Source organism: Pseudomonas capsici, assembly GCF_017165765.1.
Lineage (GTDB): Bacteria > Pseudomonadota > Gammaproteobacteria > Pseudomonadales > Pseudomonadaceae > Aquipseudomonas > Aquipseudomonas capsici.
In genome coordinates this window covers 65,500-89,520 of record NZ_JAFGZD010000001.1, presented here as the reverse complement: position 1 = coordinate 89,520, position 24,021 = coordinate 65,500, and the positions used below count along the sequence as shown (strand labels likewise).

Here is a 24,021-nt window from a genome sequence, read left to right as displayed (position 1 = left end):
GAGATTCCTGATGAAAAAAATAATCATGAGCCTGTCGGGCCTGATGCTAAGCGCCTGCGCGCAGTTTTCCGGCAGCCCGCAACCCCAGACCTGGGACCCACAGGTCATACGCGGCTCTCTGAGCAATGGCCTGGAATACCGCCTGGTCCGTGAAGCCAGCCAACGCGGCCGCATCGATGCGCGCCTGACGGTCAAGGCTGGCTCGGTGGACGAAGAAGACGATCAGGTGGGTGTCGCCCATATGGTCGAGCACCTGAACTTCTACAACCGTGCCGGTCAGGACGCGAATATCCGCATGCTCATGAATCAGTGGGGCTGGGCTCAGGGGCGTAACTACAACGCCATGACCAACTACGACCGCACGCTGTACATGCTCAGCCCGACCGGTGGCGCGGCCCAGACCGAACAGGCCTTGCAGGCGCTTGCGACCCTGACACTGGCCCATGACTACACCGCGGACAATCTGGAACAGGAACGCCCGGTCGTCATTGAAGAATGGCGTGGCGGCCTGGGTGTCGCCCAACGCATGAACGACCAGCGCACCGCCTCACAGCGCATCGGCTCTCGCTACCCGGAGCATCGCACCATCGGCAACGAAGCCGCGATCCGCTCGGCCACACTGGCTGAGCTTCAGAGCTTCGGACAACGCTGGTACGTGCCCAACAATATGGTGCTGACCATTGTCGGCGACATTGATCCCACGACCCTGCCCACGCGTATCGAGCACTGGTTCGGCAAGGCCAGACCGGGGAAACTGCCCGAGAAAAGCTATCGGGAATTGCCCCTCGACAACCAGTTGAAAATCGTCCGTCTGCAGGACAGCCAGAGCGGCACCAATCAAGTGGCCCTGCTGTTCCGCCTGCATGAACCTGCCAGTCGCGCTCCGACCCAGGACGGCCTGCGTGAACGCCTGATCGATCGCATCACCCTGTCAGCCCTGCTTGAACAGCTGCGTCTCCAGCCACGGGAAGCCGGCGTGCGCAGCCTGACCGTACAGAAAAGCCTGATCGGCGACTACTCCAGCGTACTGGGCATTGCTGCCGGTGTAGAAGGTGACGAACATCAAGTGGCGTTGAAACAACTGCTGACGGAAATCGAGCGTGTCCGGCGCTTTGGCCTGCGCGATAGCGACATGAACCGGGAAAGAGAGGAACTCCGGGCCATCGCGAAAAAGATGCTGGCAAACGACGAGCCACGCAGTTTCGAGAAATGGGTGACCGATCTCAATGATGCCGCGAATCAGAATCGCGTCGTGCTCACCCGACACGACATCGCCACGCAGTATCTCGAGGCACTGGACAGCATTGACCTCAAGGACCTGAATCAACGCCTGAAAAGCTGGACCGACAGCCAGGACCGGGTTCTGCAACTCTCGGCTCCGGGCCTGCGCCCGCTGATCTTGCCCACGGTCGAAGCCGTAAACAGCCTGCTGGCGCACATCCAGAGCAGCCCGCTGGACGCGCCGCAAACCGAAACCGCCGCGGCTGCGGCAACCCCCGATGCCCTGCCCGCCTTGCCTGCGGCTCCGGCCAAGGGACAGGTATTGAAACGCAAGGCATTCGCCGAACAGAACGTCGAATACTGGCAGTTGAGCAACGGCGACCGCCTGGTCTGGCTCAAGCGCAATGGCGATAACGGTCGACTGGAGATGAAGGCAGATTCCAGCGCCGGTTTCATGACCGCCGAGATTCCGGCCTGGCGCAGCCAGATGGCGACGCAACTGACCGAACAGAGCGCCCCGCAAGGCTGGAATCAGGAGCAGATCAATCGCTGGCGCAAAGAGCAAGGCGTGAGCCTTTCACTCGATCAGGAAGCCGCTCGCCTGCAACTGAACCTGTCGACGAACGATGTGAAAAAAGACCTGCCTGTGCAACAGCGCCTGCAATCGATGCTGCAAGCCTATCGCCTGAGTCAGTCATCCGCAGGCATCGACAGCGAGGCCTTCGAGCAGGCACGGGACGAGTTGATCGAGCGTCAGTCACGCAACACAGACAATATTCGCGAGCTACAGGACAAAACCCTGCGCAAGCTGCAATACGGCCAGGACAACTGGCAGACGCCAACCATTGTCGATCTTCAACACGTACAGACCCGCGATCTGGACAATGACTGGAAACGCTTGAGCCAGGCACCGGTGACCTATTACCTGATGGCTGATATCGACGCCAGCGCTCTGCAGCCTCTGGTTGAACAGGAACTGGCCGGCATCCCGCGTGGCAAGCCTCTCAAGACCAGCCAGCAACAGCAACTCAGTGGCTACCGCGCTCAGGAACTGGCCATCGGCATCGAGCCCCGTGCCATGCTGTATGCCTTCAGCTACCACCCTCGCGCCTGGACACCGGTGGATGCCGCGCGCATCGCCACCTTGCGGGACATTGCCCTGGCCGCTCTCAAGCAGCAGCTTCGGGGCGAAGCCTCTGGAGTCTATCGGCTGAACTTTGACAGCACGCTCAATCAACAGACCCAACGCATCGAAAGCAGCCTGAACTTCAGCAGCGATCCGGCGCGTGTCGAAGAGCTCTGGCAACTGGCACGGACCACTCTTGCCGGACTGTCGAAGACCATCAGCGAAAAAGACATCGTCGCCGCCCGCAAAAACCTGATACGTCAGGAAAAACTGCGCCGCGACGATCCACAGACCCAGATGCGCCGCCTGATTCTCAGTGATCGTTACTGGGGCGATCCGCGCTACCTGAGCCAGCAACAACAATTGCTCGACGCCCTGACGGTTCCGGCGCTCAAGCGTCTGGCCGGTGAGCTGTTCGATCGGCAGAACCTGGTGCAGTTCCGCCTGCTGCCTGCGCCGAAAGAGGCGGTAGCCGGTCAATGAAAACCCTGAAAACCTTCTACGCACTGGCCAGCCCTTATTGGCTGGACCGCAGGCAATGGCTGTCCTGGATGTTGCTGCTCAGCGTGATCGGCATGGGTTTGCTGGTGGTGCAGATCAACGTCTGGATCAACGCCTGGAGCAAGACGTTCTACGACACCCTGGGCGAGTTCAAGACCGAAGCGCTGTACTCGCTGATGGGCCAGTATTGCCTGTACATCGCCGGCTACGTGGTGATCGTTGTCTATCTGGAATGGCTGCGCAAGGCGCTGGTGCTGCGCTGGCGTCGGGCGATGACGAAAACCACCATAGATGCCTGGATGCAGGGCCAGGCCTATTACCGTCTGGGGCTGACCGGCGAACCGGACAACCCGGACCAGCGGATTGCCGAGGATGTGGACCTGCTGGTGGATCGCAGCGTCGAGCTACTGGCATCGTTCATCATCAACATGGCCCAGGTGCTGGCTTTTGCCGGGGTGCTGTGGAACCTCTCGGGGGTCCTGAACTTCCAGGTGCTGGGCCATGACATCACCATCCATGGCTATCTGTTGTGGGCGGCCGTGCTCTATACCGTGCTCGGCACGGCATTCACTCACTTTCTCGGAAGCCCCCTGCAGCCGCTCAACTTTCAGCAGCAGCGTTATGAAGCGGACTTTCGCGCCAGCCTGCTGCGCAAGCGCGACCATGCCGAGCAGATCGCGCTGTATGGCGGCGAAGCGGTCGAGAAACGCCAACTGGGCGAACGTTTCGAGCATATCGCCGGCAACTGGTGGCAGCTCATGGAGCGGATGCGCAAGCTGCAGTTCTTCACCGTGAGTTATGACCGGGTCAGCCGCATCATCCCGGTCTTCGCCGCCCTGCCCGCCTTCCTGGCCAAGACCATCACCCTCGGTGGCCTGATGCAGATCCGCAGCGCCTTCACGGCAGTGCAAGGCTCGCTCAGCTGGTTTATCGACGTCTATCCACGGCTCGCGGCGTGGAGCGCCACGGTGGAACGGCTTGGCCAGTTTCATCAGGCCATCGAGGCCACCCGTGGCCAGGTTCGCGACATCGAACGCACCGTAGCCTTGCGGATCGACGAACTGCAAATCCACCGCCCCGATGGCAGCATCCTGCTGGACAACATCAATGCCAGCGCCAGGGCAGGCGAATGGCTGCGCATCGAAGGCCGCAGCGGTCTGGGCAAATCCACGCTGCTGCGCACCCTGCAAGGCTTGTGGCCCTACTACCGGGGAAACTGGGAATTGCCGGGCGGATCAAGCCTGCTCATTCCGCAACAGCCTTATCTGCCGGAAATGCCGTTGCGCCAGTTACTGACCTATCCGGCCACCGAATGCCCTTCCGATGAGCGCCTTGTGCAGGTTCTGCATCAGGTCGGCCTGTCGAAACTGGAGCATCGCCTGGACCAGCAGACCGAGTGGACACGCGAACTGTCCGGTGGCGAACAGCAACGCCTGGGCCTGGCTCGCGCCTTGCTGAATGCGCCGCAGACGCTGTATCTGGATGAAGCAACCAATCAACTGGACGATCAGAGCGCCTGCCATCTGCTCAATTTCCTGAGACAGGAACTGCCCGACACGCTGGTGATCGGCATCAGCCATCAACCCAGCGTTGCAAACCTCTTCCAGCGCACCTTGAATCTGCAGGCTGGCAGTCCGCTGCACGCCAGCCCCTCCCTCGCCTGACCCCCGCCTCAAAAAGCCGGGAGCCTCAGCTCCCGGCGTCTGCTGCCATTTTGCAGGAACGAATTCATTCGCGAAGAGGCGTGTACATCCGGTGAACATGTGTCGCCCTCAATGACGTCTCGCGGATGAACCCGCTCCTGTTCGTCCATAGAAGTATGATGACAAGAAAGACGTCATCTCAAAATCTGTATGATGACTCCCATAACCCCCTATAAAAACCGCAAATAATCCAAATAGTCGTCACACCACTATTGACCAAGCCTTCAACATCTGTAAATAATCGCCCCAATGTTGTATGACGACATACGAATAACCTCCTTATAAATACAAGACCAATGAAGGCCCTCATGAAAATCATCTCTGTCAGTGTCGATGTCTTTTCCTACCCCTCGCGTCGCGCCGTGGACAGCGCCGGGCACGCCCACCCAGGCGAAGAAAAACCGGTCAAAATGGGCATGCTGCGCATCGCCTGCGACGATGGCAGCGAAGGCTTTTCCTTTGGTGCACCCGAGCTGATTCGTCCGCACATCATCGAGTCATTCGTGAAGAAGGTGCTGATCGGCCAGAACCCCATGAACCGGGAAAAGATCTGGCAGGAACTGGCCCACTGGCAACGCGGCAGCGCCAGCCAGTTCACCGATCGCGCTCTGGCGCTGGTTGAACAAGCGTTGTGGGATCTGGCCGGGCGCGCCCTGAAACTGCCCGTCTACAAGTTGCTGGGTGGTTATCGCGACAAGGTGCTGGCCTACGGCTCGACCATGTGCGGCGATGATATGCCGGGCGGTCTGTCCACACCGGATGAATACGGCCAGTTCGCCGAAAAGCTGGTCCAGCGCGGCTACAAGGGCATCAAGCTGCACACCTGGATGCCGCCGATCTCGTTCGCTCCCAACCCACAGATGGACGTCCAGGCCTGCGCTGCCGTGCGCGAAGCCGTAGGGCCGGACATCGCCCTGATGCTCGACGGCTACCACTGGTACAGCCGCACCGACGCCCTCTACATAGGCCGCGAACTGCAGAAGCTCGACTTCGCCTGGTTCGAAGAGCCAATGATGGAAGACTCCAGCGAATCCTATGCCTGGCTGGCCGCAAATCTGGACATTCCGGTACTCGGCCCGGAAAGCATTGCCGGCAAATACCACAGCCGTGCCAGCTGGGTCAGCAGCAAGGCCTGCGATATCCTGCGCGCCGGTGTGGCGGGCGTCGGCGGGATCGGCCCATGCATGAAAGTCGCACACCTGGCCGAGTCATTCGGCATGGACTGCGAAGTCCACGGCAACGGCGCAGCCAACCTGAGCGTGGTCGGCGCTATCAGCAACTGCCGCTGGTACGAGCGCGGCCTGCTGCATCCGTTCCTTGAATACGACGATGTGCCGGCCTACCTCAATACCCTGGTCGACCCGATGGACAGCGACGGTTTCGTGCACCTTTCCCAGAAGCCGGGACTGGGCGAAGACATCAACTTCAGCTATATCGAGACGCATACTCTAGAACGCTACTGATCGGCTGTACCACGCGGGGCGATCAGAGCGCCCCTCGTCAAAGTGTCTTTATAAATATAAAAAAGGACCGCCCCCATGAAACTCTGGCCCAAGCGCCTGCCCTGGCTGCTATGCCTCGCCCTGACGGCGACATTTCTGCACACCCCGCCTGCCACCGCACGGGGCGAAACACCTGTCGATCAACTGGTGATCGGCATGAGCATGATCAATCTCCTGTCACTGGACCCCGCTGGCGCAACCGGTCTTGAGGTATCGGAGGTCAACTCCAATGTCTACGACATGCTGCTGGAACAGGACGCCGCACGCCCGGACCAGTTGATCCCGGCACTGGCCGAGCGCTGGGAAATCAGCCCGGACCGCATGCGCATTACCTTTCACCTGCGTTCCGGCGTGACCTTTCACTCCGGCAACCCGCTCACCGCACAGGATGTCGCCTGGTCCCTGCAGCGCGTGGTCACCCTCAATAGAGCCCTCGCCTCGACCTGGAAAGCCTACGGTTATACGGCGCAGAACGTCAGCCAGTTGATGCGCGCCGAAGGGCCGTCGACCTTCGTTCTCGATCTGCCCAAGGCCACCGACCCGCTGCTGGTGCTCAACACTCTGGCGACTTCGCCAAGCGCCTTTGTCATCGACCGCGTCACAGCCATGCAGCATGCTCAGGGCGACGATCAGGGCGCGGCCTGGCTCACCACGCACACGGCCGGTTCCGGGGCTTTCAAGCTGGATATCTGGCGAGCCAACGACGTCATTCTCATGACCCGTTTCGATCAATACTGGCGCGGGCCGGCCAAGATGCGTCGGGTGATCATGCGCAACATGACCGAGTCACAGGCCTTGCGCCTGATGGTCGAGCGCGGCGATCTGGATGTGGCACGCGGCATGGCTGCCACCGATATCAAGGCCCTGACCCGTTCCGAAGAAGTCAGCGTACAGACCATCCCCCGGGGCACGCTGTATTACGTGGCCCTGAGCATGGAGCAGCCACTGTTTCAGGATATCCGGGTACGTCAGGCCATTCGTTCGCTGATCGATTATCAAGGCATCAATAATGTGGTGATGCCCCACTACGGCCTGATCAATCAGCGCCCGCTGCAACTGGGTCTGGCGGCACGACTGGACGATCCGGGCTACACGCTCAACGTCGCTCAGGCCAAACGCCTGCTGGCCGAGGCCGGGTATCCCGACGGCTTCAAGATCAGCATTCGCTCGCTGACCGACTCGCCGTTCATCAATATCTCCACCAGCCTGCAATCCACACTGGCCCAGGCCGGCATCCAGGCCACGATCATTACCGGCACCGGCAACCAGATCTACGGTGCCATGCGTGACCGTCGCTTCGACATTCTGGTCGGTCGCGGGGGCGGTGGCGCCGAACGCCATCCTCACTCCAGCCTGCGGGCTCTGGTCTACAACCCGGACAACCGCGAGCAGGCCAAGCTGAGCAACTTTCAGGGCTGGCGCACCTCGTTCTACAACGCCGAGATCAACCAGATGATCGAGCAGGCCGAGCAGGAGCGCGACGCCGCCAGACAACTGAGCCTCTACCAGCGCATCCAGACGCTCTACGACCAGAAGGCAGGGCCCATCATGCCGGTCTCGCAAATGACCGACGAAGTGGTGATCCACGCCGATGTCCGCCAATACCTGGGCCACAGCGCAGCCACCACGCGCCTGCGGGATGTCTACAAGCAACGCTGACCTCATGGGTTCAACGAAGGCAGGAATCATTATGTCGAGTGCATCATTTTCACTTTTGAGCAGTCGGGTCGCCAACGGCACCCGGCGCAGCGGATCAGTGGCGGCGACCCTGTTCGGACTGCTGTTGCTCACTTTCTTCATCGGTCGGGTCATGCCCCTTGACCCGGTACTGGCCATCGTCGGCCCCGACGCCGATGCGGCCGCCTACGCCCAGGCCTATCAGGAACTGGGCCTGGACAAGCCGCTCTGGACCCAGTTCGGCCTGTACCTCAAAGACCTGCTGCACGGCGATCTGGGCAAGGCCTTGCTCACTGGCCATCCGGTCATCGAAGACATTGCCCGGGTGTTCCCGGCCACTCTGGAACTGGCGACCCTGGCGATCCTGTTCGGCGTGCTGATCGGCCTGCCCCTGGGCGTGTATGCCGCGACCCACCAGGGTCGCACCGGCGACCATATTGCCCGCGTCATCACCCTGTTCGGTTACTCCACGCCGATCTTCTGGCTGGGCATGATGGCTTTCCTGGTGTTCTACGCCTGGCTGGGCTGGGCCGGCGGCGTCGGTCGTATCGGCCTGGCCTATGACGGCCTGATCGAAACCCGCTCCGGGCTGCTGCTGATCGATACGGCCCTGTCCGGCGACTGGGAGGCCTTTCGCAGCGCGCTGCGTCATATCCTGCTGCCGGCTGTGATCCTGAGTTTCAACTCGGTGGCCTATATCAGCCGCATGACCCGCAGCTTCATGCTTGAGCAGTTGTCGCAGGAATACATCATCACCGCACGGGTCAAGGGCCTGTCGCAGCGACGCATTGTCTGGGGCCATGCCTTCCGCAATATCCGCGTGCAGTTGCTGACCATCGTCGCCCTGGCCTACGGCGGCCTGCTTGAAGGCGCGGTACTGATCGAGACGGTCTTTGCCTGGCCGGGCTTCGGCCAGTATCTGACCAGCAGCCTGTTGCTGGGCGACATGAATGCCGTAATGGCCTGCGTGCTGCTGATCGGCCTGATCTTCGTGGTTCTGAACCAGATCAGCGATGCCCTCTATAAAGTCTTCGATCCGAGAACCCGCTGATGAATACGTCCATTGCAAGCGGCATCAAGCCCATGACCCAGGTACCGGCTTCAAGCTTCGCGGCCTTTACTGCCAGCTGCTCACGCCTGTTGCGCTTCCTGTTGCGCAACCCGATGACCCTGGCCGGCCTGATCGTGATCGGCACCCTGATGGTGGTAGCCCTTCTCGCACCATGGATCGCCACTCACGATCCACTCACCCAGAACCTGTCGGCTGCCCTGCGCACGCCGGGTGCGGAGAACTGGTTCGGCACCGACGAATATGGCCGGGACGTCTTCAGCCGTCTGGTCTACGGCTCGCGCATCACCCTGTACATCGTGATGCTGGTGACCGTGATCGTCGGCCCGATCGGCCTGCTGATCGGCACGGTGTCCGGGTATTTCGGTGGCTGGGTCGACAGCCTGTTCATGCGCATCACCGACATCTTCATTTCCTTCCCCAGCCTGGTTCTGGCACTGGCGTTCATCGCCGCCCTCGGCCCGGGCCTGGAACATGCGGTGATTGCCATCGCCCTGACCGCATGGCCGCCCATTGCACGGCTGGCGCGGGCTGAAACCCTGTCGCTGCGCAACGCCGACTTCGTGGTGGCGGTCAAGCTACAAGGTGCTTCGGCAGTGCGCATCATCGGTCGCCACATCATTCCAATGTGCCTGTCCTCGGTGATCATCCGCCTGACCATGAACATGGCCAGCATCATCCTCACCGCAGCCGCACTGGGCTTCCTCGGACTGGGCGCTCAGGCACCACTGCCGGAATGGGGCGCGATGATTTCCAGTGGTCGACGCTACATGCTGGAAAGCTGGTGGCTGGTAGCAGCACCCGGCGCGACGATCATGCTGGTCAGCCTCGCGTTCAACCTGCTCGGCGATGGCCTGCGCGATGTTCTGGACCCACGCAGCAAATAACAAAAACAAGGTAAAAGCCATGTCTCAGATAAAGCTTGCGGTAGAAGACTTGCGCGTCGAATTCACCAATGCTGGCAAGACAACGGCGGCGGTACGCGATGTTTCGTTCAATCTGGGCCGGGAAAAACTGGCCATCGTGGGAGAGTCCGGTTCGGGCAAATCCACGGTCGGTCGCAGCCTGTTGCGCCTGCACCCGTCGAGCGCCCGCATCACCGCCAAAACCCTGCGCTTTGGCGATATCGACCTGCTCGGTTGCAGCGAGAAACAGATCCAGGGCATTCGCGGTCGGCGCATGTCGATGATCATGCAGGACCCCAAATACTCGCTGAACCCGGTGATCAAGGTCGGCGAGCAGATTGCCGAAGCCTATCTGGCCCATCACAAGGTGTCGTCACGCGAAGCCCGTGAACGCACCCTGGACATGCTGGCCAAGGTACATATCCGCGACCCGGCACGGGTCTACGATCTCTACCCCCACGAGGTTTCCGGCGGCATGGGCCAGCGGATCATGATTGCCATGATGGTGATTACCGATCCGCAAGTGATCATCGCCGACGAACCCACTTCGGCACTGGATGTCTCGGTGCGTCGTCAGGTGCTCAACGTACTGGAAGAACTGGTCAGCGAGCGCGACCTGGGGCTGATCTTCATCAGCCACGACCTGAATCTGGTGCGGCACTTCTGTGACCGGGTGCTGGTGATGTACGCCGGACGGGTTGTGGAATCACTGAATGCCAGCGAGCTGGACCAGGCCCGGCATCCGTACACCCAGGGCCTGCTCGCCGCCCTGCCCAGTCTGGATCGACCACGCGCCAGCCTGCCGGTCCTGCAACGCGATCCCCTTTGGCTCACTCACTGAGAATGTTCCCATGGCAATGATCGAAGTCGATTCACTGAACCTGAGCTTTGGTACCGGCCCGGGGTTGAATCAGGTTCTGCGCGACGTGAACCTGCAAGTCACCGAAGGCCAGTCGTTCGGACTGGTGGGCGAGTCCGGCTCGGGCAAGACCACGGTACTGCGCTGCCTGGCCGGACAGTATCAACACTGGAACGGCAGGCTGAGCGTGGCCGGGCAAATAGTTGGCCGGCATCTGGATGCCCGCCATTACCGCACCGTGCAAATGGTCTTTCAGGACCCCTATGCCTCGCTGCATCCGCGTCACACCATCGATGCAGCGCTCAAGGAGCCGTTGAGCATCCATCGCATCGGCGAGCGCGACCGGCGCGTCTGCGAAGTGCTGTCACGGGTGGGCCTCAATGAAAGCTTCCGCTTTCGGTATCCGCATCAATTGTCGGGCGGCCAGCGCCAGCGTGTCGCCATCGCCCGGGCATTGATCCTTGAACCCCGCGTCCTGCTGCTGGATGAGCCCACCTCGGCCCTGGATGTTTCGGTACAGGCCGAGATCCTCAATCTACTGGCCGACCTGCGCCGACAACAAGGACTCACCTACCTGATGGTGACCCACGACCTGGGAGTGGTCGCGCACCTGTGCGACCGGGTGGCGGTCATGCAGCAGGGGCAGATTCTGGAAACCCTCGACAGCAGCCAACTGGTCCACAACCAGGCACAGCACGAGTACTCCCGATTATTGATCCAGGCCAGCCGCGACATGGACGTGCGCCTCACCGGCTGAGCGGTCGTCGCCTGACGACCTGAAAAACCGAACCCCGCTGACAGCGTGACCCCAGGCCATTACGGCTACGGGATTCGGCTGCCCGCGATTTGCTCCAACACACCCAGAACTTCAATCAAACAAGAATAAAAAAATGAAAAAATCAATCGCTCTGCTCTCCCTGTCCGCCCTGTTGCCATCTGCCTGGAGCTATGCCGACAGCGGCTATATCAACTATCGACATCAATACGCGGAAAGCACCCGCATGCACTCCGACCGGGTCAAGTTCGGCACACGCCTGGACAGCGGCTGGGGTTTTGAAGGCGAGCTGAAGTACAAGACCGCAGGCGACCGTCAGGATGTGGCCTTCGACAATACTGTCGGCAACGGCCATGAGCTGACGATCAGCTATCAGCACAAGCTCAATGATCGCTGGACCGTGACGCCTTCCCTGGCCCTGGAAAGCATCGAGAAGTCCACGTCGTACAAGACCGGGATCAAGGTGGGTTACAAAGTCACCGATGCGCTGAGCATTTCCGGTCGCTATCGCTATGACTCGATCAAGCTGGACCGGGACAAGATCAACGAATCCATGCCTGACAACGCGATGGATAACCAGTCGATCAATCGCTATGACATCTGGGTCAACTACTCGACCAAAGGGCCATGGACCTACGAGTACCAGCTCACCTATTTCGATGCCGACTATATCCGCTACGACAACGGCACCAGCGATTACGAACAGAATGCGGCCTTCAAGTATCGCTGGAGCAAGCAATGGGTGCCGTTCTTCGAGATCGGCGATATCAAGGTCGACTCCGAGGATGACAAGCGTCAGTTGAGATTGCGGGTGGGGATTCAGTACAACTTCCAGTAATTCATTGATGCAGGAAGCTTTCTGTGGGAAAGGCCTTGGCCGCGACAGCTTGTTTGCAGGCAATGAAATATGTTGCCTGCAAGCATGTCGTCGCGGCCAAGGCCCCTCCTACGGTTTGTGAACCCGACTACTCGCTATGAGTACGCCGCAACCGGATGCGGCTGCCGTTGAGGTGCAGGTACATGGCCGAACGGGCTGCGTCCACATTGCCTTCGGCTATCGCGTTGTAGATCTGGCGGTGCTCGGCATTGATCCCGGCCAGGTAGGCGCTGCGGTCGCTTTGTCCGGTGTAGGCGGAATTCATTCGGGTACGCGGGATCAGCTTGGTACCCAGGTGTTTCATGATGTCGATCAGATAGGCATTGCCCGAAGCCTTGGCGATCTTGAGGTGGAACTGGAAATCGGCATTGATGGTGGTTCCAGACTTTTCCGGCCCTTCGAGCAGCGCATCGAAGGCCCGCTTGAGTTCCAGCAAGGCTTCGGGACTGCGCCGCTGCGCAGCCAGCCCGGCCGCTTCGACTTCAAGGCTGATGCGAAACTCCAGCAGATTGAGCACGTCGGACAGGGTCGCGATGGTCGCCGGCCCGACCGAAAAACCTTCAGGCGGCGGCATGTCCAGCACAAAGGTTCCTACCCCATGGCGCGTCTCCACCAGCCCTGCAGCCTGCAGACGCGACAGCGCATCGCGCACCACCGTTCGGCTTACCCCTTCGGCTTCCATGATATGGATCTCCGAAGGCAGCTTCTCGCCACGCTGCAGCAGACCATCGCGCATGCGCTGGGCGAAGCGGTCAACCAGGGTTTCAGCCAGGCGGCGATGGTTTTTCTGCGAGGAAACGACGTTGTCCGACATTGCAGCCTCAATTCGATCGAATGCCGCAGTATAGGCTGCGATCACGACACAAAACACACCATGACTACGGTTATACTCAGCAACCCGACACGGACCCGATCAGCCCGCCCATGGAACACCCTTCCCCCCCTACAGGCCGCCGCTCCAGCCTGACCCAGCAACTGGTCGCCGAGTTCTCGCGCAAGATCCGCGAAGGCGAGATCAAGAGCGGTGAAAAGCTGCCCACCGAACAGGTCATCATCCGGGAAACCGGTGTCAGCCGCACCGTGGTTCGCGAAGCGATGTCGCGTCTGCAGGCCGAGGGGCTGGTGGAAACCCGCCATGGCATCGGCACCTTCGTGGTCGATGCTTCGCGCCCGCGGGACTTCCAGGTCCCGGAAGCCATATCCGGCAGTCCTCCCGATGCGGCGGCAATCATCGAACTGCGCCTGAGCCTGGAACCGGAATCCGCCGCCCTCGCTGCACAACGGCGTACACCGGAGCAACTGGAAGCCATCCGCAAGGCGCTGGACGAGCTGCATCGCTGCGACCAGAACGAAACCGATACGACCCAGGCCGACTTCGAGTTTCATCGCTGCATCGTGCAATGCACCGCCAACAGTTTCTTTACCGATGTCATGACCCAGCTGGGCAACAGCATTCTGCCTCGCGCACGGGTCGGCTTCGGCAATGTATCGTCGCTTCAGCTCATGGATGACCCGCAGATCCAGCAGCGCGAACAGGAACAGATCTATTCGGCCATTGCCCATCAGGATCGCGACGCGGCCAGGGCGGCAATGCGCCTGCACCTGATCAACTGCCTGCAGCGCTTTCGCGCAAAGGATTAGCCACTAAGAAGGCTTATCGTTTACCATCGCGCCCCGTCGGTTTCCGAGAGGAACTAACAGGGAATTCGAGAGCCTCGCACTGCGCGACTCAAACGAAACTGCCCCCGCAACTGTAGGCATCGAGCCGGCTCCATCACAGCCACTGGTCATTTTTCCGGGAAGGCGGGAGTCAAGGCCATGACATGCCAGTCAGGAGACCTGCCGACCTGCACGTTAACTGACCGGCGGGGTGTCCGGGAAGGACATCCGCGCGCCGGTTCAGGGCTGCCTTGCCCTGCCTTCAGAGCAGTGCCAGAGGATGTGTTTCCTGTCTGTACATTGCGCCTTGCACGTACGAAACGGAGATCGCATTACATGTCACTGCCTCGCCTTGGCGCACTCATCGCCGTATTGAGCCTGTCCGTCCCGGCCTTCGCCGCTCCCACGCAGTACCCGCTCACCCTCGAAAACTGCGGTCTGAAACTGACTTTCGAGCATGCGCCTGCCAGGGCTGTGACAATCGGTCAGTCAGGCACCGAAATGCTTTATGAACTGGGCCTGGGCGACAGACTGGCAGGCACTTCGCTGTGGTTCAACGATGTGCTGCCACGTTTCAAGGCGCAGAACGACAAGGTCGAGCGTCTGGCGGACAACGATCCGAGCTTCGAGGCGGTCATCGGCAAGCGTCCGGAACTGGTGGCCGTTCAGCTTGAATGGATGGTGGGTGCCCAGGGCGTGGTCGGCACCCGCCAGCAGTTTCATGACCTGAAGATTCCGACCTACATCATGCCGTCCGACTGCGAAGGCAAGGACAATCTGGTAGGAGCAGACGGAACACGTCTGGAGCCCTTCCGCATCGACACCATCTACAAAAGCATCGAACAGCTCGCCCAGATATTCGACGTGCAGGATCGCGGCCAGCAACTGGTTGCAGAATTGCGCAATCGCCTGGCCCATGCGGTCGAGAACGTCAAGCAGAACAAGGAACGGGATGTCTCCGCGGTGTTCTGGTTCTCCAGTGCAGATATCGATATCGACCCTTACGTTGCAGGCCGCAAGGGCATCCCGGACTTCATGCTCAATAACCTGGGCATGCGCAATATCGTCGAATCCGATGAAGAATGGCCGACCGTGGGCTGGGAAACCATCGCCAAGGCCAATCCGGACATTCTGGTGATTGCACGCATGGATCGCCGCCGCTTTCCGGCCGACGACTACCGCAGGAAACTCGAATTCCTCAAGTCCGACCCGGTGACCCGCAACATGGACGCGGTCAAGCATGACCGAATCGTGATCATCGATGCCGATGCCATGCAGGCCAGCATCCGGTTGTTTACCGGCATCGAAGAACTGGCCGAAGCCGCCAATCGCTACAACGCCGCCCAATGAAACTGACCACTGCACTCGGCCACATGCTCTGGGTTACAGCAGTCTTGCTGCTGGCCATTGTGGCAGGCGCGGCCATCGGCGAAACCAGCATCAGCCTGCCAGTGGTCTTCCAGGTGCTGGCGAACAAACTGTGGGCAGCCGGGTATGTGCTCGACCCCATCGATGAAGGCATCGTCTGGAACTATCGACTGACGCGCGCCATCGTAGCCGCGGCCTGTGGCGCGGGGCTGGCGATTTCCGGGGTCGTGCTGCAGTCGCTGCTACGCAACCCGCTGGCCGATCCCTACCTGCTGGGCATCTCGGCCGGCGCTTCGACGGGCGCGGTGCTGGTGGCCATTCTGGGCCTGGGCGCCGGAGCCATTTCCATGTCGGCGGGTGCTTTCGTGGGCGCCGTGGCGGCCTTTTCGATGGTTGCCCTGCTCGCCCGCTCCTCTCACGGCCCGACCGCAGCCGCGCATATCATTCTGGCCGGAATCGCCGGCTCGCAGCTTTTCAATGCCCTGACGTCGTTTCTCATCACCAAATCCGCCAGCGCCGAACAGGCACGGGGCATCATGTTCTGGCTGCTGGGCAACCTCAGCGGCGTGCGCTGGCATTCGGTATGGCTGGCGGTGCCGGTGGTGCTGGTTGGCTTGCTGGTCTGCCTGTGGCATCGCCGGGCACTGGATGCCTTTACCTTCGGCAGCGATTCGGCAGCATCTCTCGGCATCCCGGTGCGGCGCGTGCAAATCGTGTTGATCGCATCGGCGGCGCTGGTCACGGCGGTGATGGTGTCCATCGTCGGCTCCATCGGTTTTGTCGGTCTGGTGATCCCCCATGCCGTGCGCATGGTCGCCGGGGTACGCCATGCCCGGCTGGTCCCGCTCAGCGCCCTGTGCGGCGCGCTGTTCCTGATTGCCGCCGATATCCTGTCCCGCACCCTGATCAAGGGCCAGGTCTTGCCGATCGGTGTCATTACCGCGCTGATCGGCGCGCCTGTCTTCGCGCTGATCCTTATCCGGGGAAAAACCACACGATGAACGCCTTTTCGCCCATCGTCGACGCACCGGCACTCGCTTGTTCGGGCCTTGGCTATTCGCTCAAGGACAAGGTCCTGCTCAAGGATGTGAACCTGAGCATTGCGCCCGGAGAAACCCTGGGTATTGTCGGCCCCAACGGCTCGGGAAAATCCACACTGCTCAAGCTGCTGTCAGGCATTCAGACACCCTCCAGCGGTGAGGTAAGGCTCAATGGGCAGGCACTCGCCAGCATGAAGCGCCGGGATATCGCTCGACTGCTGGCGGTGGTCGAGCAACAGGCCGAAACCAGCGACGCCATTACCGTGCTGGACGCTGTCGAACTGGGTCGCACGCCCTGGCTGTCGGCTCTGGAACCCTGGAGCGATGCCGATGACACCATCGTCCGTCAGGCCTTGCAGGATGTCGGAATGCTGCATCTGATCAAGCGCGCCTGGCATACCCTGTCCGGTGGCGAACGCCAGTGCACCCATATCGCCCGGGCGCTGGCACAACGCCCGCAGATCCTTTTGCTGGACGAGCCGACCAACCACCTGGATATCCAGCATCAGTTGTCGATCCCGCGGCTGATCAAGTCCCTGCCGGTCACCACCGTTATCGCCCTGCACGACCTCAATCAGGCACTGGACTGTGATCGCGTGGCAGTGATGGAAAACGGCAGCATGGTTGCGCTGGGCAAGCCTGTGGACGTACTGACGCCCGAACGCTTGCAAGCCACTTTCGGCGTAAGGGCCCACTGGCTGACCGATCCGTTCGATGGCGCACGGATACTGCGTCTGCGGCCTTGCTGAGTAATGCCGATCGTTAACGCACGACAAACTTGTGGGAGGCAGCTTGCTGGCGAAAAGACCCCAAAGCCGATAGATATTCTGCGTCTGTAAGTGAAGTCGCCAGCAAGCTGCCTCCCACAAAATGATTTATGACTTGACTGAGCGCCCCTCTACTGAGGCCATTGCTCCAGCAGCATCGCCACAAACTTTTCGGCAGCCGGCGAAAGCGAAGCGCCACGTCGGGAAACCAGCCCCAGGGTCCGATCAACCACCGGGTCCACCAATGGCACGCTGACCAGCGTGGGGTGCCCTTCGGCTGGCATGGCCAGGCTGGGCATCGCAGAGATTCCAAGCCCGGCCTCGACCATCCCCAGCGACGTCGACAAGTGCTGCACTTCATAGAACCACTTTGGCCGCCAGCTCAGCCCGGCCAGTGCATGGTCGAGAATCATCCGGTTGCCGCTCAGGCGACCGACACCGATCAGGCGATATTCACTGAGTTCGATCCAGGCAACCGACTCACGCTTTGCCAGCTCATGGTCGCGTCGACAGGCGAGCACAAAGGGCTCTTTGACAAGAGGCACAAACTCGATGTCAGGATGCTGCCCGCTCATCATGTTGATACCGAAATCCGCCTCGCCTCGCAAAACCGCTTCCAGACCTTCATTGGCACTGAGGTCCAGCAGGCGGATGCGGATCTTGGGATAGCGTTCGTTGTAGAGGCGGATAACCGAAGGCAGAAAGTAGAAGGCCGCCGTAGGAATACAGGCAAGGGTCACCTGGCCGATCTGGCGCTCTGCCAACTCCCGGATATTGAGAATCGAGTCCTCGAAGTCGTCCAGGAGTCGTCGTGCCTTGGGAAAGAAGTCGCGGCCGACACTGGTCAGGCTGACGCGGCGAGTGGTGCGATCCAGCAATGATGTGCCCAGACCCTGCTCAAGCTTCTTGATTCGCCGGGTGAGTGCCGGCTGGGAAATATGCAGCACTTCGGCTGCCTCATGAAAGCTGCCAAGTTCAGCGATTTTCACGAACGATCGAATATCTTGCAGCTCATATTCCACATTATTTTCCTTTTGGTGGATTGTGATGGGCTTTCAATACCAGCGGATTATTATTGCTTGAATCGGAATAATAGCTACGATCTTTGCATTGGATACGCTTAAAAATACATGGGACTCTTGCTTCCAAGACATCAATTATCTCAATTGATCAAAATAAGAGTTCAACACATTATGCACCCGATTCCCTGCGTCCTGATGCGCGGCGGCACTTCCAAAGGGCCGGTTTTTCTCGCCAGTGACTTACCCTCTTCTACCGCTGAGCGCGACGAACTTCTTCTGGCCCTGATGGGCTCCGGCCATGAGCTGGAAATCGACGGAATCGGTGGTGGCAGCCCGCAGACCAGCAAAGTGGCAATCGTCAGCCCGTCGCCCCATGAAGATGCCGATGTGGATTACCTGTTCGTGCAGGTCATGGTTTCCCAGCGCCGTGTCGATACCGCTCCCAACTGCGGCAACATGCTCTGCGCCGTCGGACCGTTCGCGGTGGAACAGGGTCTGGTCAACGCGACTGGCGACGTCACGCAAGTACGGATCCGCAACCTCAACACCGGTACTTTCGTCTGTGCCGATGTCCGTACCCCAGGCGGCCAGGTCAGCTACGAAGGCCAGACCAGCATTGACGGTGTACCGGGTACGGCAGCCCCTGTGCAACTGACTTTCCTGGACGCAGCCGGTAGCAAGACCGGCAAACTGTTCCCTACCGGCAAACAGACCGACGTCTTCGACGGCGTGCCTGTAACCTGCATCGACATGGCCATGCCCATGGCCATCGTCGAAGCATCTCTGCTGGGCAAGCGTGGCGATGAGACACCAGCCGAACTCGATGCCGACAAGGATTTTCTGCGCAAACTCGAAGCCTTGCGCCTGCAGGCAGGAATGGCCATGGGCCTGGGCGATGTCAGCGAAAAAGTGATCCCCAAACCCGTACTGGTTTCGCGGCCCGATTCCGGCGGAACCCTCAAGGTTCGCTATTTCATGCCGCATAACTGTCATAAGGCCCTGGCGATTACAGGCTCCATCGGCCTGGCTACAGCCTGCGTCAGTGAAGACACCGTGGTTGCCCGACTGCTGGGCAACGCCCAGACTCCGCGCCTGCAAGAGGTCCGGATCGAGCATCCGAGCGGTTCGATCCAGGTCGCCCTGGCCTACGTCGGGGAAAACGGACAGACCATCCGGGCTTCGGTGGTGAGAACGGCACGTCGCCTTTTCTCGGGTGAGGTTTACGCCCCTGTCGCGCAACGGCTGGCAGGCTGACATTTTTTATCGCTGCACACTGCTCTGCCTGACACTGAGTACCGCATCAGAACAACTCCAATAATGGGTGATGCAACATGAAAATCGCTAAATCGCTCTACTTTCAGATTATCTGCGCCGTAATCCTTGGGGTTCTGGTCGGTCATTTCTGGGCTCAACAAGCCATCGCTCTCAAACCGCTGGGCGATGCTTTCATCAAGCTGATCAAAATGATGATCGCTCCGGTGGTGTTCTGCACCATCGTCACCGGCATTGCCGGCATGAGCGACAAGCGCTCTCTCGGGCGCCTGATGAGCAAGACCATGCTGCTGTTCCTCGTCCTGACGGTGGTCAGCCTGCTCATCGGCCTGATCGCGGTCTATGTGATCAAGCCAGGCGTGGGCATGAACATCGACCCGGCGAAACTGAGCACTGCCGGCTTGAGTCAGTACACCGACTCCGCCGCGAAACTGGGTGTCGTGGACTTTTTCATGCACATCATCCCGGACACTTTCATCGGTGCGTTCAACAAGGGTGAAGTCTTGCCGGTGCTGTTCATCGCCGTATTGTCCGGGTTCGCCCTGTCGTCCCTGGGCGAGCGCGGCAAGCCAGTGCTCAATGTGCTGGAATCGGCATCGCACATGGTCTTCAAGATCTTCTCCTACCTGATGCGCTTCGCTCCGGTCGGTGCCTTTGGTGCCCTGGCCTTTACCGTAGGTCAGTACGGCATTACCTCCCTGGGCTCGCTGGCCAAGCTCATCATGACCCTGTACATCGCATGCGGCTTCTTCGTATTCGTGGTGCTGGGCGGGATCTGCCGCGCCCACGGTTTCAGCCTCTGGAAACTGTTGCGTTACTTCCGCGAAGAGTTCCTGGTGGTGCTCGGCACCTCCTCGACCGAACCTGTAATGCCGCGCATGCTGGAGAAGCTTCAGGCGCTGGGCTGCAAGAAAGGCGTCGTCGGTCTGGTCCTGCCAACAGGGTACTCGTTCAACCTGGACGGCACGGCGATCTACCTGTCGCTGGCGGCCATCTTCATTGCCCAGGCCTGCAACATCGAACTGAGCATGACGCAGACTCTGACCATGCTGGCAATCATGCTGCTGTCCTCCAAGGGCGCAGCTGGCGTGACCGGCAGCGGCTTTGTCGCCCTGGCCTCGACCCTGACGGTCATCCACGACATTCCCCTGGCGGGCCTGGCACTGCTGATCGGTATCGATCGCTTCATGTCCGAAGCCCGGGCATTGACCAGCCTGGCCAGCAACGCTGTCGCGACCGTGGTGATCTCCCTGTCGGAAAAGGCATGCGACCGCGAGGTACTCATGCAACGGCTTGACGGAAAAGCGCTAGCGGCTGCACCTGAAGCCCCGCAATGGGACAGCACACCGCAGGCTGCCGAGCGCATCTGACACACACATACCCCAACCGATACTCACTCGAGCAGGTCAGGCATCGTTCATGCGATGCCCGACCAGCCCGGCTGCCTTCGCTTGCCCATAAATAACAACAAGAGAATATCCATATGCTTGCCTTCCTTGGTCTGGCCATGGTCGTGGTGTTCACCTACCTGATCATGTCCAAACGCTTGTCCCCGATTGTCGCACTGACCCTCGTTCCTATCGTTTTCGCAATCATTGGCGGCTTTGGCGGTACCACCGGCAAGATGATGCTCGACGGCCTGAAAATGGTCGCCCCCTCCGCAGCACTGCTGCTGTTCGCCATCCTGTTCTTTGGCCTGATGATCGATGCGGGCCTGTTCGATCCGCTGATCCGCAAGATCCTCAAACGGGTCAATGGCGATCCGATGAAGATCGCGGTGGGCACCTCGCTTTTGTCGCTGACGGTCGCTCTCGACGGCGACGGCACGACCACTTACATGATTACCTGCGCGGCCATGCTGCCTCTGTACAAACGCATCGGCATGAACCCGATGATCCTCGGCATCATCGCGATGCTTTCATTGAGCATCATGAGCGGCATGACGCCTTGGGGCGGGCCTGCAACCCGTGCTATCGCAGCGTTGGGCCTGGATGCCAGCGAGTACTTCATTCCCTTGCTGCCGACCATGATCGGCGGTGCTGCCTGGGTGGTATTCACTGCGTTTCTGCTGGGCCGTGCCGAACGCAAGCGCATTGGCAACGTTCAGTTGCAAAGCGGCGGCGGTCACTGCTACATCGACGAAATCCTCGGCAATACTCCGCACAAGCGCCCCAGACTGGCCTACGTCAACCTGGCGCTGGTCATCGCCGTGATGATTGCGCTGGTAACAGGCCTGATGCATTCGGCCGTGCTGTTTCTGATCGGCTTCGTCGTCGCACTGATGATCAACTATCCGCAACTGGACGTGCAGAAAGAGCGCATTCTGGCCCACTCCGGCAATGCCATGACCGTAGTTCTGCTGGTTTTCGCCGCCGGGGTGTTCGCCGGAATATTTTCCGGCACCAAGATGGTCGACGCCCTGGCACAGACCCTGGTGAACTGGATTCCACCGCAATGGGGGCATCTGTTCCCGCTGGTGGTCGCCATCACCAGCATGCCGTTGACCTTCGTACTGTCCAACGACGCTTATTACTTCGGCGTGGTCCCCATCCTGGCCAATGCCGCAGCCGCCTATGGCATCAGCCCGCTGGAAATTGCCAGGGCTTCGATTCTGGGCCAGCCGGTTCATCTGATGAGCCCGCTGGTGGCCTCGACCCTCTTGCTGGTCGGCATGATCGACAAAGACATCGGTGAATTCCAGAAGGCCACCCTGAAATGGGCGGTGCTGACCTCCCTTGTGATCACCGCCCTGGCCTTGCTGACCGGAGCCTTGACGCTGTTCGTCTGAACCCTGCCCTGAATCACAACTGCTCACGGGTCCTGAAAGGGACCCGCAGATCAATGCACTCTCAATAACAACAATGAGTATCGAGCATGAGTATGTTTAAACGTGGAGCCCTTTTTTCCGTACTGGGTGCCCTGCCCTGCGCCAGTGTCGGCGCAGCGGACTTCATTGAAGACAGCAAGTTGAAGCTGCAACTGCGCAATGTCTATTTCAATGAAAACTTCCGGGATGAGAATGGTCTGAGCGCCCGTGCCGCGCTTACTGCCAAAAGCGAGCGCACCGAATGGGCACAAGGTTTCCTGCTCGACTACCAATCCGGTTTTACCCAGGGAACCCTGGGCTTTGGCCTCGATGCCCTCGGGCTGCTGGGCGTCAAGCTCGACTCTGGCAAGGGCCGCAGCGGTACAGGATTACTGCCGGTACACGGCGATGGCCGTGCTGCGGATGAGTTTTCCAGCCTGGGTGCCGCCGCAAAAGTGCGCCTGGCCAAGACCACGGTCAAATACGGCTCTTTACTGCCCAGGACTCCGGTACTGATTTACAACGACGCGCGCCTGTTGCCACAGACCTATCAGGGCACCCAGTTCACCAGCAACGACATCGATAACCTGACCCTCACCGGCGGGCATCTGGATCAATTCAAGCTGCGCGACTCCTCGGACAGCCGCTCGATCATTCCCGACGGCTTTACCGGCAAGGGCTCGGACTTCTCTTATATCGGCGGAGACTACAAGCTCGGCAAGAACATTCGTCTCAGCTACTTCTATGGCGAGCTTGAGGATTTCTACCGCCAGAACTTCGCTTCGATCCAGCACGACCTGCCGATTGGCAAAGGCGTACTGACCAGCGATCTGCGCTATTTCCACAGTGTGGATGCCGGCGCGGCGCGAGATGGCAAGATCGATAACGACATGCTCAGCGGCCAGTTGACCTATGCCCTGGCCGGACACAGTTTCAGTGGCGGTTACCAGACCCTGAGCGGCGATGCGGGCCTGCCTTATATAAGCGGCGCAACCGTGTACTCCTTCACCAACGTCGGGATCGGCAAATTCATCGAAGAGGACGAAAAGACCTGGATGCTCGGTTACGGCTACGACTTCTCACGTGTCGGCATACCGGGCCTGACGTTCTCGACCAAGTACCTGAGTGGCGACAATGGCAAGTCCGGCTCGGCGAGGTTGCACGAATGGGAGCGCGATGCCGAGCTGGCCTATGTACTGCAGAGCGGAACCTTCAAAGGTCTGGGCATGAAACTGCGCAACTATGTCTATCGTTCGGATTACGCACGGGGCCGTGACAGTAACCGGATCTATCTCACCTATGAAATTGCACTCTGGTAAGACCTGAACGAATCGGGCACCTCTCAAGGCAGACAATGCATATGCGTTGTCTGCCAGACCGGATCGTCCTCTACATCGACCGTTACAAAACCCTGCTTTTCCCAGAAGCGGATCGCACCCGGCAGAAACGGATGGGTGTGCAGATACAACACCTCCACGCCACTGGCATCGGCATGTGCCTTGAGCGCTCCGTACAACCGCCCTGCCAGCCCGGCCCCTCTGAATTCATGACTGACGAACAGGCGCACGATCTCCACGGCCCTGCGCCCTGTGTAATCCAGTTGGGCAAAGCGATGGTCGTAAGGCAGATAACCGATGGCCGCTATGATTTCGCCTTCGCAGAGGGCAATCAGAAACCTGCCGTCCTGCGCATTCAGATACACCCGTTCGAAGTCTGCAAGATCGGCCGGAACGATGCTGGCATCGAGCATGGGGAATATTCCGGCGCGCGATCGCATGACAAAATCGATGGTACGCGGAATGTCGGCAGGCTGGACTTCAGTGATGGTGATGTTCATGGCGACGGATCTGGCTGGGGTAAGGCAGATTAATA

20 protein-coding genes and 1 riboswitch are annotated in these 24,021 nt (G+C 60.0%); of the genes, 17 read left to right on the top strand and 3 right to left on the bottom strand.

The annotated features are described in order from the left end of the window. Window positions 1–10: 10 nt before the first annotated feature. The 9 genes from JSY17_RS00355 (at window position 11) to JSY17_RS00315 (ending at window position 12,176) form a co-directional block, all read left to right on the top strand. Window positions 11–2,830, top strand: coding sequence for a M16 family metallopeptidase (locus tag JSY17_RS00355; RefSeq protein ID WP_206400986.1), 2,820 nt, complete (start codon window positions 11–13; stop codon window positions 2,828–2,830). Then, window positions 2,827–4,512 (top strand): ABC transporter ATP-binding protein/permease, encoded by a 1,686-nt coding sequence (locus tag JSY17_RS00350; RefSeq protein ID WP_206400985.1) that lies wholly within the window; start codon window positions 2,827–2,829, stop codon window positions 4,510–4,512. Before JSY17_RS00355 ends, JSY17_RS00350 begins: the two co-directional genes overlap by 4 nt. 347 nt (window positions 4,513–4,859) lie before the next feature. Continuing rightward, a complete protein-coding gene (locus JSY17_RS00345) occupies window positions 4,860–6,014 on the top strand; it encodes a mandelate racemase family protein (RefSeq protein ID WP_162880462.1) in 1,155 nt (384 codons plus the stop codon). A gap of 75 nt (window positions 6,015–6,089) precedes the next feature. Then, window positions 6,090–7,712 carry an ABC transporter substrate-binding protein gene (locus JSY17_RS00340; RefSeq protein ID WP_117184275.1) on the top strand — a complete coding sequence of 541 codons (1,623 nt, stop codon included), beginning with the start codon at window positions 6,090–6,092 and terminating at the stop codon, window positions 7,710–7,712. A gap of 31 nt (window positions 7,713–7,743) precedes the next feature. Further along, entirely contained in the window at window positions 7,744–8,781 is a 1,038-nt protein-coding gene (locus tag JSY17_RS00335; protein WP_117164928.1) for an ABC transporter permease, read from the top strand. Continuing rightward, on the top strand, window positions 8,781–9,686 hold the full coding sequence (locus JSY17_RS00330) for an ABC transporter permease (protein ID WP_206400984.1): 906 nt from the start codon (window positions 8,781–8,783) through the stop codon (window positions 9,684–9,686). The genes JSY17_RS00335 and JSY17_RS00330 overlap by 1 nt, the downstream gene beginning before the upstream one ends. A 19-nt stretch (window positions 9,687–9,705) precedes the next feature. Continuing rightward, the gene (locus tag JSY17_RS00325) at window positions 9,706–10,545 is read left to right on the top strand and encodes an ABC transporter ATP-binding protein (protein WP_117164930.1); all 840 of its coding nucleotides are present in this window, start codon (window positions 9,706–9,708) and stop codon (window positions 10,543–10,545) included. Between the two features lie 10 nt (window positions 10,546–10,555). Further along, on the top strand, window positions 10,556–11,320 hold the full coding sequence (locus tag JSY17_RS00320; RefSeq protein ID WP_117185691.1) for an ABC transporter ATP-binding protein: 765 nt from the start codon (window positions 10,556–10,558) through the stop codon (window positions 11,318–11,320). Between the two features lie 133 nt (window positions 11,321–11,453). Next, complete coding sequence (locus JSY17_RS00315) at window positions 11,454–12,176, top strand: oligogalacturonate-specific porin KdgM family protein (RefSeq protein ID WP_200998144.1); 723 nt, start codon at window positions 11,454–11,456, stop codon at window positions 12,174–12,176. 127 nt (window positions 12,177–12,303) lie between these two features. On the opposite strand, the gene JSY17_RS00310 is transcribed toward JSY17_RS00315, so the two are convergent. After that, window positions 12,304–13,029 carry a FadR/GntR family transcriptional regulator gene (locus tag JSY17_RS00310; protein WP_117164933.1) on the bottom strand — a complete coding sequence of 242 codons (726 nt, stop codon included), beginning with the start codon at window positions 13,027–13,029 and terminating at the stop codon, window positions 12,304–12,306. Between the two features lie 110 nt (window positions 13,030–13,139). Between JSY17_RS00310 and JSY17_RS00305 the strand changes: the two genes are divergently transcribed. The 4 genes from JSY17_RS00305 (at window position 13,140) to JSY17_RS00290 (ending at window position 17,031) form a co-directional block, all read left to right on the top strand. Next, window positions 13,140–13,856 carry a FadR/GntR family transcriptional regulator gene (locus JSY17_RS00305; protein ID WP_117183428.1) on the top strand — a complete coding sequence of 239 codons (717 nt, stop codon included), beginning with the start codon at window positions 13,140–13,142 and terminating at the stop codon, window positions 13,854–13,856. Between the two features lie 20 nt (window positions 13,857–13,876). Further along, window positions 13,877–14,077: riboswitch (cobalamin riboswitch) on the top strand. A 133-nt stretch (window positions 14,078–14,210) separates the two neighbouring features. Continuing rightward, a complete protein-coding gene (locus JSY17_RS00300) occupies window positions 14,211–15,224 on the top strand; it encodes an ABC transporter substrate-binding protein (RefSeq protein ID WP_122370787.1) in 1,014 nt (337 codons plus the stop codon). Further along, a complete protein-coding gene (locus JSY17_RS00295) occupies window positions 15,221–16,243 on the top strand; it encodes a FecCD family ABC transporter permease (RefSeq protein WP_117183430.1) in 1,023 nt (340 codons plus the stop codon). The genes JSY17_RS00300 and JSY17_RS00295 overlap by 4 nt, the downstream gene beginning before the upstream one ends. Next, window positions 16,240–17,031 (top strand): ABC transporter ATP-binding protein, encoded by a 792-nt coding sequence (locus tag JSY17_RS00290; protein ID WP_117183431.1) that lies wholly within the window; start codon window positions 16,240–16,242, stop codon window positions 17,029–17,031. The genes JSY17_RS00295 and JSY17_RS00290 overlap by 4 nt, the downstream gene beginning before the upstream one ends. A 149-nt stretch (window positions 17,032–17,180) precedes the next feature. On the opposite strand, the gene JSY17_RS00285 is transcribed toward JSY17_RS00290, so the two are convergent. Further along, window positions 17,181–18,071 (bottom strand): LysR family transcriptional regulator, encoded by an 891-nt coding sequence (locus JSY17_RS00285; RefSeq protein ID WP_025259696.1) that lies wholly within the window; start codon window positions 18,069–18,071, stop codon window positions 17,181–17,183. Between the two features lie 171 nt (window positions 18,072–18,242). On the opposite strand from JSY17_RS00285, the gene JSY17_RS00280 reads away from it, so the two are divergent. The 4 genes from JSY17_RS00280 (at window position 18,243) to JSY17_RS00265 (ending at window position 23,468) form a co-directional block, all read left to right on the top strand. Beyond that, on the top strand, window positions 18,243–19,325 hold the full coding sequence (locus tag JSY17_RS00280) for a 4-oxalomesaconate tautomerase (RefSeq protein WP_206400982.1): 1,083 nt from the start codon (window positions 18,243–18,245) through the stop codon (window positions 19,323–19,325). Window positions 19,326–19,402: 77 nt separating this feature from the next. Then, window positions 19,403–20,713 carry a dicarboxylate/amino acid:cation symporter gene (locus JSY17_RS00275; RefSeq protein WP_117183433.1) on the top strand — a complete coding sequence of 437 codons (1,311 nt, stop codon included), beginning with the start codon at window positions 19,403–19,405 and terminating at the stop codon, window positions 20,711–20,713. Window positions 20,714–20,826: 113 nt separating this feature from the next. Next, a complete protein-coding gene (locus JSY17_RS00270) occupies window positions 20,827–22,131 on the top strand; it encodes a CitMHS family transporter (RefSeq protein ID WP_117164940.1) in 1,305 nt (434 codons plus the stop codon). Between the two features lie 92 nt (window positions 22,132–22,223). Further along, entirely contained in the window at window positions 22,224–23,468 is a 1,245-nt protein-coding gene (locus JSY17_RS00265) for an OprD family porin (RefSeq protein WP_117185810.1), read from the top strand. A 23-nt stretch (window positions 23,469–23,491) separates the two neighbouring features. Here JSY17_RS00265 and JSY17_RS00260 read toward each other — a convergent pair whose 3' ends face one another. Beyond that, entirely contained in the window at window positions 23,492–23,986 is a 495-nt protein-coding gene (locus JSY17_RS00260; protein ID WP_206400981.1) for a GNAT family N-acetyltransferase, read from the bottom strand. Window positions 23,987–24,021 lie beyond the last annotated feature (35 nt).

Excerpts from the sequence above, each read along its gene's own strand:
- JSY17_RS00355 (WP_206400986.1), top strand. The coding sequence starts at position 11 with ATGAAAAAAATAATCATGAGCCTGTCGGGCCTGATGCTAAGCGCCTGC.
- JSY17_RS00350 (WP_206400985.1), top strand. The coding sequence starts at position 2,827 with ATGAAAACCCTGAAAACCTTCTACGCACTGGCCAGCCCTTATTGGCTG.
- JSY17_RS00345 (WP_162880462.1), top strand. The coding sequence starts at position 4,860 with ATGAAAATCATCTCTGTCAGTGTCGATGTCTTTTCCTACCCCTCGCGT.
- JSY17_RS00340 (WP_117184275.1), top strand. The coding sequence starts at position 6,090 with ATGAAACTCTGGCCCAAGCGCCTGCCCTGGCTGCTATGCCTCGCCCTG.
- JSY17_RS00335 (WP_117164928.1), top strand. The coding sequence starts at position 7,744 with ATGTCGAGTGCATCATTTTCACTTTTGAGCAGTCGGGTCGCCAACGGC.
- JSY17_RS00330 (WP_206400984.1), top strand. The coding sequence starts at position 8,781 with ATGAATACGTCCATTGCAAGCGGCATCAAGCCCATGACCCAGGTACCG.
- JSY17_RS00325 (WP_117164930.1), top strand. The coding sequence starts at position 9,706 with ATGTCTCAGATAAAGCTTGCGGTAGAAGACTTGCGCGTCGAATTCACC.
- JSY17_RS00320 (WP_117185691.1), top strand. The coding sequence starts at position 10,556 with ATGGCAATGATCGAAGTCGATTCACTGAACCTGAGCTTTGGTACCGGC.
- JSY17_RS00315 (WP_200998144.1), top strand. The coding sequence starts at position 11,454 with ATGAAAAAATCAATCGCTCTGCTCTCCCTGTCCGCCCTGTTGCCATCT.
- JSY17_RS00310 (WP_117164933.1), bottom strand. The coding sequence starts at position 13,029 with ATGTCGGACAACGTCGTTTCCTCGCAGAAAAACCATCGCCGCCTGGCT.
- JSY17_RS00305 (WP_117183428.1), top strand. The coding sequence starts at position 13,140 with ATGGAACACCCTTCCCCCCCTACAGGCCGCCGCTCCAGCCTGACCCAG.
- JSY17_RS00300 (WP_122370787.1), top strand. The coding sequence starts at position 14,211 with ATGTCACTGCCTCGCCTTGGCGCACTCATCGCCGTATTGAGCCTGTCC.
- JSY17_RS00295 (WP_117183430.1), top strand. The coding sequence starts at position 15,221 with ATGAAACTGACCACTGCACTCGGCCACATGCTCTGGGTTACAGCAGTC.
- JSY17_RS00290 (WP_117183431.1), top strand. The coding sequence starts at position 16,240 with ATGAACGCCTTTTCGCCCATCGTCGACGCACCGGCACTCGCTTGTTCG.
- JSY17_RS00280 (WP_206400982.1), top strand. The coding sequence starts at position 18,243 with ATGCACCCGATTCCCTGCGTCCTGATGCGCGGCGGCACTTCCAAAGGG.
- JSY17_RS00275 (WP_117183433.1), top strand. The coding sequence starts at position 19,403 with ATGAAAATCGCTAAATCGCTCTACTTTCAGATTATCTGCGCCGTAATC.
- JSY17_RS00270 (WP_117164940.1), top strand. The coding sequence starts at position 20,827 with ATGCTTGCCTTCCTTGGTCTGGCCATGGTCGTGGTGTTCACCTACCTG.
- JSY17_RS00265 (WP_117185810.1), top strand. The coding sequence starts at position 22,224 with ATGTTTAAACGTGGAGCCCTTTTTTCCGTACTGGGTGCCCTGCCCTGC.
- JSY17_RS00260 (WP_206400981.1), bottom strand. The coding sequence starts at position 23,986 with ATGAACATCACCATCACTGAAGTCCAGCCTGCCGACATTCCGCGTACC.